Annotated in this window: 8 protein-coding genes; 1 reads left to right on the top strand and 7 read right to left on the bottom strand. The window is 53.2% G+C overall.

The features are described 5' to 3' along the window. Positions 1–17: 17 nt before the first annotated feature. The 3 genes from D5E69_RS05575 to D5E69_RS05565 are packed head-to-tail and all read right to left on the bottom strand — an operon-like array spanning position 18 to position 3018. Entirely contained in the window at positions 18–1514 is a 1497-nt protein-coding gene (locus D5E69_RS05575; RefSeq protein ID WP_048005286.1) for an extracellular solute-binding protein, read from the bottom strand. Continuing rightward, the gene (locus D5E69_RS05570) at positions 1483–2142 is read right to left on the bottom strand and encodes a YesL family protein (protein ID WP_048005287.1); all 660 of its coding nucleotides are present in this window, start codon (positions 2140–2142) and stop codon (positions 1483–1485) included. The genes D5E69_RS05575 and D5E69_RS05570 overlap by 32 nt, the downstream gene beginning before the upstream one ends. An 18-nt stretch (positions 2143–2160) precedes the next feature. Continuing rightward, the gene (locus D5E69_RS05565) at positions 2161–3018 is read right to left on the bottom strand and encodes an ABC transporter permease (RefSeq protein ID WP_231578974.1); all 858 of its coding nucleotides are present in this window, start codon (positions 3016–3018) and stop codon (positions 2161–2163) included. A gap of 372 nt (positions 3019–3390) precedes the next feature. Here D5E69_RS05565 and D5E69_RS05560 point away from each other — a divergent pair, with 372 nt between their 5' ends. Beyond that, positions 3391–4275, top strand: coding sequence for a carbohydrate ABC transporter permease (locus D5E69_RS05560; RefSeq protein ID WP_048005289.1), 885 nt, complete (start codon positions 3391–3393; stop codon positions 4273–4275). 61 nt (positions 4276–4336) lie between these two features. Here D5E69_RS05560 and D5E69_RS05555 read toward each other — a convergent pair whose 3' ends face one another. The 4 genes from D5E69_RS05555 to xylA all read right to left on the bottom strand — a co-directional run bounded on the left by D5E69_RS05555 (position 4337) and on the right by xylA (position 10298). Further along, positions 4337–6553: a helix-turn-helix transcriptional regulator gene (locus tag D5E69_RS05555; protein WP_048005290.1), complete on the bottom strand. Its 2217-nt coding sequence runs from the start codon at positions 6551–6553 to the stop codon at positions 4337–4339. A 160-nt stretch (positions 6554–6713) separates the two neighbouring features. Then, complete coding sequence (locus D5E69_RS05550) at positions 6714–7478, bottom strand: NAD-dependent epimerase/dehydratase family protein (RefSeq protein ID WP_048005291.1); 765 nt, start codon at positions 7476–7478, stop codon at positions 6714–6716. Beyond that, complete coding sequence (gene xylB, locus D5E69_RS05545; protein ID WP_159129386.1) at positions 7475–8977, bottom strand: xylulokinase; 1503 nt, start codon at positions 8975–8977, stop codon at positions 7475–7477. Before xylB ends, D5E69_RS05550 begins: the two co-directional genes overlap by 4 nt. 4 nt (positions 8978–8981) lie before the next feature. After that, positions 8982–10298 (bottom strand): xylose isomerase, encoded by a 1317-nt coding sequence (xylA, locus tag D5E69_RS05540; RefSeq protein WP_048005293.1) that lies wholly within the window; start codon positions 10296–10298, stop codon positions 8982–8984. Between the last annotated feature and the right edge of the window lie 136 nt (positions 10299–10434).

Below are 10434 nucleotides of genomic sequence, written 5' to 3'. Positions count from 1 at the left end.
CCCACCCTCCTCGATGATCATTGACTCGCCTTGTAGGCTTCTTTGTACTCTTCCTTGATGGTTTTCCCCCCCTGGTCTTCCCATGATTGGACGGCTTTCTTGAATCCTTTCATGTCGATCTCTCCGAGGATGTACTGATAGGTGGCATCGGTGATGATCTTCTGAAGCTCGGTTCCTTGGCTTGAGTAGGTTCCAGACTCGAGTGGGACGGCCGGGTTCAGGACGGCATAGTCAGCATTTTCGGCAATCATTTCATTGGATTTCTGCTTGATCGGGTTTGGATCTTTTGATTCATATCCCGTTTCCCGCGGCCTTGAAGCTGCAAGTGGCTGTACTTCCTGCTGCCAAAGATTCTGGTCGATGATTTTGTACAGGCCGTCGGCATCTTCTTCATAATGCGTTCCTTCGATTCCATAGGTCATCAGGCTATACAGCTCTTCATCATGGAGATCATTGACGAACTGAAGGATCTTCTTCAACTCGGCTTCGTCCTTTACTTCAGAGCGAGGGAAGGCAAGAACGCCGCCGACACCGTTCCCTTCAGACCAGATCACGCGCTTGTTGTAGTCTGTTGACGTCATGTCGTTGATGAGATCAAGCTCCATATCATCCTGGATGCCTTTGGCCATGTTCTGGAAGTTCTGCCCGTCGAATAATCCACCGAAGTAGATCCCGGCTTTCCCTTGGGCGAACGTTTGCTGCTGGTCGGTCTTCGCCATGACGGCAAAGTCCTTGTTCACCCAACCGTTGTCATACATCTTCTTCAGGTAGTCCATGGCTTTGACATATCCTTCTGTTTCGAATTCCGGTGTGAAGTTGCCTTGTTCGTCGACATCCCATTTATTCGGGGCTCCGAAGTAGGTGGCAAGCGTCTTGAACGAGCTATACACCAGGTCGCTCCGGTCGAGCAATCCTACCGTATCGTCCTTGCCGTTCCCGTCGGGATCATCCTCGGTGAACGCCTGGGCCACCTTCATGAGATCCTCTGTTGTTTTCGGCATGTCGAGTCCGAGATTGTCGAGCCAGTCTTTGCGGATGACAATCCCGATCCGCGACAAATCTTTCTGGAACGGCACCCCGTACAGCTTCCCTTCAATGGATGCCGACTTCCTTACATCCTCCGAAATGTCCTTCAGATTCGGGTAATCATCAAGATAGTCCTCTACATTCCAGAACATGCCGGACTTCATGGCGTTTCGCACCGAGGAATTATCCATCATGGTGATCGTCACGATATCGGCCAGGGAATCAGACGCGATGGCGGTGTTGATCCGCTCTTCCTTTGACGCATCGGGCACCCAAGAGAATTCGAGTTTCGTATCGGTCTTCTTCTCGATTTCATCCACGATGGTGTCTGTAGGCGGCGAGGCGGTGTGCAGGATGTTCATCCATGTGACCTTCCCGTCCCCTCCTTCCGATGAAGAGCTGGACCCTTTTTCCCCACTGCAGCCGGCAAGAAGCAGCATCCCGGCAAGTCCGACGCTACCCAATCTTGAGATCATGCGTTTGTTCATTGTGTTTCCCCCTTTTTAATTGTTTGGTTTCATTATGATGAAGCGCTTCCATTCTTGTGAACACCTGATTGCCCATCCATGCAAGCAGGAAGAGTGGAAGGCTTGCTCCCAAGAATACGAGAATACCAGGAAAGATCGACCAGAATAGACCATAAAACACGGCTATGATCAGGGTCGTCACGAGTGAGTACTGCAGGAATGACAGGCCGATCCAGAAGGCCGTTTTGATCTTGAAGAACATCCCTTTCACATCGTAGTTCGCCATGACCGGGAAGATGAACAGCAGGGACAATCCATATGCGAACAGCAGAAGGAAGAGGAGTCCCTTCACGTACCACTGCGTCACGAAAAGAAGATCAACGATCAGGACCGTGCCTGCGAGCATGTACAGCAGGCTCGTAGCCGTCGATTCCCGGAACCCTTCCTTTACGTACTGCCAGAACGTCGAAGCAACAGGAACGTCCTTCCCCCGGACCCACTGACGGCAGACGCTCACCGCTGCATATGTTGCAGGACCGATGCCGAAGATCACGCCACCGCACAGGGTGCACAGGAGCCAAAGGGCATTCACATACACAAGCTTCAGTAACAGGATACAGATGGCATTGAGCTTCTCAACGGACTTCATCTCGTCTGCCTCCCCATGTTAATACACCCCGTCTTCGCCGAATTTCTTGGCAAGCTTGTTGGCCAGGATCACGAGAACGAGTCCCACCAATCCCTTGAACAGGCCGACGGCTGTACTGAAGCTGAGCTGACCGTTCCGGAGACCGGCCGTATAGATATACGTATCGAAGATTTCCGCCACCTGACGATTCAGGGAGTTTAATAGAAGATACACGTGTTCGAACCCAAGGTCGAGGGTGGAACCGATCTTCAAGATTAATAGAACGATGATGACCGGGCGGATGGCCGGAAGCGTCACATGCCACGTCTTGCGCAATCTGCCTGCCCCGTCCATCTCGGCCGCTTCATAGAGTTGGGTATCGACGGCGGTGATGGCAGCGAGATAAATGATCGTCGACCAGCCGAGCTCCTTCCAGATCACCTGTCCGATATAGATCGTACGCGTCCAGTCGGGTGAAGTCAGGAAGCTGATCTTGTTGAACCCGAGGGATGCCAGGAGTTCATTGATGATGCCTCCGTCCACATTCAGGAACACATAGGAGATCGATACGATGATTACCCAGGACATAAAGTGCGGAATGTAGATGAGCGTCTGGATCCCCGCCTTGAAGTACCTGTTCCTCACCTCATTGAGCATGAGTGAGAGGATGATCGGCAGCGGGAAGAAGATGAAGATATTGAGTCCGAACAGGATGAGCGTATTCTTCAATAGCATGTAGAAGGTCGGCTCGGTGAACAGCCGGACGAAGTGCTTCATCCCGACCCACGGACTCTCCAGGACTCCGAGATACGGCTGATAATCTTGGAACGCAATGACCAGGCCCGCCATGGGCAGATATTTGAATATGACGAAATAAAGAATTCCCGGGAGGATCATCAGGTACAGGATTTTGTTTGTCTTGATGCCTGCCCAGATTTGCTTCCTCCTGATGATCCGCTCCTGTTTCGCCGACAGGACCGGAAGCGAGGAATCCTCCGTCTTCACTACAGTTTCCATTCGTCTCCCCCTTTGACCACTTTCTTGTTCCAAGCATACTGATTTCAGGAGGATTACGTATATAATCATTTGATGATGGCGCTTACAAACTTTGGTGCATCAACCTTTCACGTGTCATGACTCCCCCAGGTGATTATCCGGGGCACATTCCTTATCAGGGGCGCCACCCCCTACTGGGAAAGTGATTATATACGGAATGAAACCGCCGATGCTACAGTGAACGTACGCTACGTATCTAAAGGAGGATCTGTTATGAAAGAGCCTAAATGGAAGCGGCGTTCAAAAAGCGGGGTTGCTTTCTCCATCGTGAACAACACGCTGCTTGTTCTCGTCGCACTTGCTTGCTTCATTCCGTTCGTGAACGTCATCGCCAGTTCATTCGCATCGACACAAGAAGTGATCGAAAGGAAATTCATCTTATTCCCGAAAACCTTTTCACTCGATGCCTACCATTACATACTGTCCACCCCCACCCTCTTCAAATCACTTGTCGTATCGATCGGGGTGACGGGGATCGGGACCCTGGTCAGCATGGTCCTCACAGCCCTCATGGCATATGGGCTGTCGAGACGCTACTTGTTCGGCAGGGGGTTCATCAACTTCCTCGTCGTATTCTCCATGCTTTTCAGCGGCGGGATGATCCCGACGTTCCTGGTGGTGAAAAGCTTCGGACTCATTGATTCCTACTGGTCTCTCATTCTGCCTGTCGCCATCAATGCCTTTAACCTCATCATCATGAGGAACTTCTTCCAAGCGCTTCCCGACAGTCTGGAGGAGTCGGCGAAGATGGATGGATGCACGGATTTCGGTGTGTTCATGCGGATCATGCTGCCGCTTGCCATGCCGTCGATCGCGACGATTTCACTCTTTTATGCCGTCACATACTGGAATACGTATATGACTGCCATCCTCTATATCAATGATTCATCGAAATGGCCGATCCAGGTGCTCCTGCGCCAGATCGTCATCGTCTCAAGTGGGATGCAGGCAGAAGGGTCGTCCGTTGACGTTGTGCCCCCTGCCCAGACGATCAAGATGGCCGTCATCGTGATCGCCACGGTGCCGATGCTGGTTGCCTACCCATTCGTCCAGAAGTACTTTGTCAAAGGGGCCCTTGTCGGTTCCGTGAAGGGATAAAGGGGAAAAAGAAGAAATCCGAACGTCATCCGCTCAGCGGGTGGGTTCGGATTTTTTTGTATCAATGCCGATGTTTCTTCCGGTAATCGCCCGGGGTCATATCGAGGCGCTTCTTGAAGAAGCGGATGAAGTTCTGGGAATTGCGGTACTGAAGTTTCTCGGCGATCTCCTTCACCGTCCACTCCGTTTCCACGAGCCACCTCTGGGCCTTCTGGAGACGGTAGTTCATGAGGTAATCACCAAAGCTCTCGCCGTACTCCTTCTTAAACACATTGCTGAGGTAATTCGGGTTGTAATGGAGCCGGTCCGCGATCTGATCGAGGGAGAGATCCTGATCAAACTCCGTTTCCACGATGTAGACGATCTTCTGGGAAAGGGACTTGATGGACTGCTCCTTTTTATCATGGGTCGAACGGATCACCGGCTTCAGGAGATCCTCCGTCAGCCGCTTCCTGATCCTGTCCGGACTGTAGGCATTCATGGCCTCTTCGTAAAGGGGCTTGATCCGGTCGAAGATGGCGAAGTCCGCCCCGAGGAGCTGCCCGAGCTGGACGAGATCGTTGATGATGCGGGTCAGGGTCACACCGATGCTGACAGGATTTTTATTCGTTTTGAAGATGTCCGCGATCAGGTTGTCCATATGGGACACGGCTTCGTCTTCCTCTCCCGATCGCACCGCCCCGAGGAGCTGGTTGTGGAGATCCAGTGGAAACTTCGAAAGCGTGGCATCATTGACCATCTGCGAGATATCCGAGAAGAAGATGATGGATTCAGCCCCGACGTTCACGCGATAATACAGGGATTCTTTCGCAAGGTCCACGGCCTCCTTGCTCTTGACGATAGCGTCATAAGGGGCGCTGATTCCGGCGCTCAAGGTGACATGGAGGTTTTCCTTCACCGCCTGCTGGATGCTTTCGTAGTACTGGGCGATCTTCCGCTCTGGTTCTTCTTCCGATTCCGGGAACACGAGGATCGTCGCCTGCATCTCATCATTCAGGACGATGGGGATGAAGCGCTCCGATTCCGGGATGCACTCTGCCACCACCTGATTGATGGCCAGGCGGAAGAGATCCCGTTCCACTCCCTGCTCTTCAAAATCTGTGTCCATCTGGATCACCGCTGTGTAGAAGACCTTCTGATTCACATCATAGCCGAATTGTTCCAGGCGGTTCTGCACTTCTTTCTCCGACAGGCGGTTCCGGAACAGACTAAGGACGAACAGGGTCTCGAGCTGCGGCTGTTGCCTGGTGAGATCTTCAGTGAGAAGCTCATTTTGATCCACCACCTGCTCAATGGAAGCGGCAAGGAGGGAAAGCTCGTTTTCCTTCGATGGAACCCGGGGAAGGGCGAGTTTTTCCTGAATTTTCCTGATCGGCTTTGAGTAGGACTCTGCCAGGCGGTACGAGATGAAGCCGACCAAGAGGATGAGGAGGAGTGAAGTGATCACAAGCCCGATCGCCGTATTGCGGATGATCGTGCCGATTTCCCCCTGGTTCACTTCCACCATGTAGAGCCACTGGTTGTAGTCGGACAGGGCATACACATAGGTGCGCCCGTCCTTTGCCCGCATCATGGTCATGCCGTTGGCGGCTTTTTCTTTGAGACGTTTGAACTCTCCGCTCGTGAGGCTGCTATCCTTTTCCTGATTGGAATAGAGGAGCTCATCCTGCTTATTGTAGATTTCCACGTATTGCTCTTTATCACCGACAATCTGATCGATGCTCCGCTTCGGGATGCTCGCCGTCCCCATGGCGAACTTCTCACTCCGGTAAATGGGAAGCGTCATGATCATCTCGATCTGTTCCTCGTCGGGACGCCAGAAAAGGCTTTGGGTCTTGCCTTCTACATACTTCTCCTTGAAGCCGTCTAGTTCTTGCTCCGTAAGCGTTTTCAACGATCCGTTGATGATGCCCCATTTCTGATCGAGGCTGATGAGATTGTACGCACTCCCCTCGATTCCGAGCATTTCGATGTAGCTCATTTCCTTCCGGATGTCCTGATAGCGATCGAATTCCGATTCATAAAAGGGCGTTTTGAACGTTTCCTCAAAGCTCGACGTCGAGCTGTAGGCGGTGAAACCGTACTCGATGGTTCTCACCTTTTGCTCCACATTATGCAGGACCTGCAGCGTATAATCACGCTTGTCCTTCAGGAATGATTCCTCCACCGAATTGTAGGTGGTTGTATAAATGAAAATACAGAAGCCCAAGACAAGCCCCACTCCTAAAAGGAAGAACGGGACGAATAGGCGATAAAAGACTCTCGATTTCTTGAACATGCTCCCTCTCCCCCATCAAGATCCATGGCGGCATCACATTGCGTGATCCTTTTTCTCTATAAAGTATTCTGAATAATAGCACATTTATATCGTATCACAATGATTTCCACTCGGGTATACGCCTGGGGGAATTTCCTTTTTTTCAAAAAGAAAAGAAGGGCTACTGCCCCCCTTCCCTCCGTACCACCTGTTCGGCATTCCGCTTCGGCTCATAGCCGAGCTCGCTCCTGGCATTGTCGATGGACCAGGGTTTCCCAGGGTTATCCGACACGCCGTAGTAGGTGCCCCCGGCCCGTGATGATTCCATCGCCTTCTCGAAGAGCCCGATAAGATCCGCGTGTGAAAGAAGCGTCTTCATGAGACGGGGATCCTCCTGCACATCTTTCTCCTCTTCCGCATGGACGCTTCCGATGCGGATATTGAACACCGCCGGTCCTCCCGGCTCTTCCCGGGAAATGATCTCACTGATCTGCTCCGACGCGTACTTCAGGACACCATAAAGCCCTTTGGAGCGCGGCTTATCGTCAATGGTGATCTCGCGGCCAAGGAGAGAGTCCCCGTCTTCTTCATACGCATCCGTCGCATGATTGCTGCTCGCGAAAATCACCTTCGGAATTCCGAGCTCCACGGCGGCCCGCATCAGGTAAAAGCTTGAGATGAAGTGGACGCGGGTCATCTTCATGAACTCATCCGTGTCCTTGAGGTCCTTCTCCCCGCTCACGGTGAGAAGATTGATGAGGATATCCGTGTCTTCCGGTATGCTCCTCTTCAGCTCCGCTTCGTCCGTGGCGTCGACCTTCACACCGTTTTCTACCCACTCGGGAACCTCCTGATCCAGGGTGACCATTTCATACCGATCACTCAATCCATCGTGGAGGACCTTTCCGACCGTACCGGCTCCCCCCACCATCACGACTTTTCTCATACATCTTTTCCTCCTTTCCGGAATGGGTAAAGCTGTTCGTTGATGAGTCGGGTGTTAGGATACACTTGTTTGTAAATGGTATACACCTTTTCATAAAGGGTGGTCGCGCCCGTATCGGGTTGGTATCGTTGTCCATGGCGAATGAACGTGCCGGCCGCCTCTTGAATGGAAGAGAACCATCCGCACCCCGTTGCCGCGAGGATCCCTGCTCCGAGACCCGGTCCCTGCTCGGTGACAAGGCTCACCACCTCAGCGTCGAAGATATCGGCCTGCAGCTGGAGCCAAACGTCGCTCTTCGCTCCCCCGCCGATGCTGACGATCGTGTCGATGGTCTTCCCTTTCGACCGCAGGATCTCGACGGATTCCTTCAAGGAAAACGTGATCCCCTCCATCACCGCCTTCACAAAGTCCCCCCTGGTCTGAGAAGCATCCATCCCGATGAAGCTGCCCCTGATGAAGGCATCGGCATGGGGGGTCCGTTCGCCTGATAGATACGGGGTGAACAGCAGCCCGTTGGCTCCCGGTGGTACAGTGGCCGCCTCCTGTAAAAGGTGGTCGAATGATTCACCGGCAGCGAATGTATCACGGAACCAGCTCAGGCTGTGCCCTGCAGATAAGGTGACGCCCATGGCATAATAGCCACCCGGGACGGCATGGTGAAAATGGTGGAGCGCCCCTTCGTAGTCGATGTCGGCATCCTGCTCATAGCTCACGATGACCCCGGAGGTCCCGATGCTGCACATGGTGTCCCCTGGAGATAGGATCCCTGCCCCGATCGCACCGCATGCATTGTCGGCGCCGCCCGTGAAGACCGGCGTCCCTTCGACCAGACCTGTCTCGGCAGCCATTTCCGCGTTCACGGTCCCTGCCTTCCCTTCAGATGGAAGGATCGTAGGGCAAAGTGCTGCCGGAATACCGAAAAGATCGAGGAGATCCTTGCTCCACTCGCCCGTTCTGCTCTCCAGGAGAAGCGTGCCCGCTGCATCAGACGGATCCGTGGCAATCTCCCCGGTCAGGCGGTAGCGGACGTAGTCCTTCGGCAGCATGAAAACAGACGCATGCTCAAAGAGTTGCGGTTCATTCTCCTTCACCCACAGAAGCTTCGGAAGGGTGAATCCCTCAAGGGGACGGTTTTTCACAACACGCAGGAGCTCAGGGAGACCTGCCTTCTCTTCAATGAAACGGCACTGATCCGTCGTCCGTGTATCATTCCACAGGATCGCCGGCCGGGCCACGTCCCCCTTTTCATCAAGAAGGACGAGGCCGTGCATCTGTCCAGAGAATGAAATGCCTTTCACGTCTCCTTCTACTGCAGTGAGCTCCTTCAGTGCCTGAAGAGTCCCCCTGACCCAGTCATCGGGATCCTGCTCGCTGTAGCCAGGGGCCCCGCGCATGACGGAAAATGACCGCCCGGCTTCCTTCACCACGTTTCCGGCACGGTCGAGGAGGAGGCATTTCACTGCGCTCGTTCCGAGATCCACTCCGATCACATACTCCATGGGATCAACGCACCCCCAGGATTGCCTGATTGACGATGGCCTTCAGACGCTCCTGCCTGCCTGAACGATTCCTGATTTCCTTCAGGCCGAGGGCATATGCCTCCAGCTTCTTGAAATCGGTCCGTCCTTCCTGGATCTCAAGGCCGATGCCGGAGGTGAAACTCTCGTAGCGCTCCCCGATGTTCTTCTCCAGCACGCCGTCCTCCATGATCTTCGCCGCCGCTTTCAGTCCGACGGCAAAGGCGTCCATTCCGGCGATATGGGCATGGATGAGATCTTCCGACTCGAACGAGGCACGCCTCACCTTCGCATCGAAGTTCAACCCACCCCTCCCCAAACCGCCGTTCTGAAGGATTTCATACATGGCAAGAGTGGTGGCATACAGGTCGGTGGGGAATTCGTCCGTGTCCCAGCCGATGAGGGGATCGCCCTGATTGGCATCGACCGAACCGAGCATCCCCCTAATCCTTGCCACCCTGAGCTCATGTTCGAATGTATGACCGGCCAGGGTCGCGTGATTGGCTTCGATATTGAACTTAAAGTGATCCGCCAGACCGTATTGCTGCAAGAATGATAGACTGGTAGCTACGTCGTAATCATACTGATGCTTCGTCGGCTCCATCGGCTTCGGCTCGATGAGGAACTGGGCATCGAAACCGATCTCCCCTGCATAGTCCACCGCCATCTGCAGGAACGCGGCCAAATGATCCTGCTCCAGCTTCAAGTCCGTATTAAGGAGCGTTTCATAGCCTTCCCGGCCACCCCAGAACACATAATTCTCCGCCCCAAGCTCCTTCCCGACCTCAAGGCCTTTCTTCACGCTTGCCGCCGCAAACGCGAATACATCGGCCGAACAGCTTGTGGCAGCCCCGTGCACGTAGCGCGGATGGGTAAACGCATTGACCGTATTCCACAGAAGCTTCACCCCGCTCGACTCCATGTACTCCTTGATCATGGCGACGATCACATCCAGATTCCGGTTCGTTTCCGATAGACTTGCTCCTTCCGGGGCAATGTCCACATCATGGAAGGCGAAATACGGAAGGCCGAGGCGATCATAGAATTCAAATGCAGACTCCACCCGGGCTTTGGCACGATCCAATCCGTCAAGGGCGTCCCATGAGCGCCTCATCGTCCCTGCGCCGAACGGATCCGATCCATCCGCGTTGAACGTATGCCAGTAGGCAGCGGAGAAACGTAAATGATCCTTCATGGACTTTCCACCGATGATTTCATCGGGATTATACTGCTTGAATGCAAACGGGCTATCGGAATCAGCCCCTTCATAACGGATGACAGGAATTTCTTTGAACTCGGGCATATCATTTTTCCTCCTTAAAGTTGTTCTTGTATACGCTTTCTTTCCTCATTATAAATCAACCTACTTCGTTTATTCAATAAACAAACTAAGTTTTCTGAAAAAATGATATAATGAAATCACGAAACGGATAAACAGG

Source organism: Rossellomorea marisflavi (assembly GCF_009806575.1).
Taxonomy (GTDB): domain Bacteria; phylum Bacillota; class Bacilli; order Bacillales; family Bacillaceae_B; genus Rossellomorea; species Rossellomorea marisflavi_A.
This window is presented reverse-complemented; position numbering and strand designations above follow the sequence as displayed.

Bases quoted from the DNA above. Each gene is read 5' to 3' on its own strand.
- D5E69_RS05575 (WP_048005286.1), bottom strand. From the start codon at position 1,514: ATGAACAAACGCATGATCTCAAGATTGGGTAGCGTCGGACTTGCCGGG.
- xylB (WP_159129386.1), bottom strand. From the start codon at position 8,977: ATGGAGTATGTGATCGGAGTGGATCTCGGAACGAGCGCAGTGAAATGC.
- D5E69_RS05550 (WP_048005291.1), bottom strand. From the start codon at position 7,478: ATGAGAAAAGTCGTGATGGTGGGGGGAGCCGGTACGGTCGGAAAGGTC.
- D5E69_RS05560 (WP_048005289.1), top strand. From the start codon at position 3,391: ATGAAAGAGCCTAAATGGAAGCGGCGTTCAAAAAGCGGGGTTGCTTTC.
- xylA (WP_048005293.1), bottom strand. From the start codon at position 10,298: ATGCCCGAGTTCAAAGAAATTCCTGTCATCCGTTATGAAGGGGCTGAT.
- D5E69_RS05555 (WP_048005290.1), bottom strand. From the start codon at position 6,553: ATGTTCAAGAAATCGAGAGTCTTTTATCGCCTATTCGTCCCGTTCTTC.
- D5E69_RS05565 (WP_231578974.1), bottom strand. From the start codon at position 3,018: ATGATCCTCCCGGGAATTCTTTATTTCGTCATATTCAAATATCTGCCC.
- D5E69_RS05570 (WP_048005287.1), bottom strand. From the start codon at position 2,142: ATGAAGTCCGTTGAGAAGCTCAATGCCATCTGTATCCTGTTACTGAAG.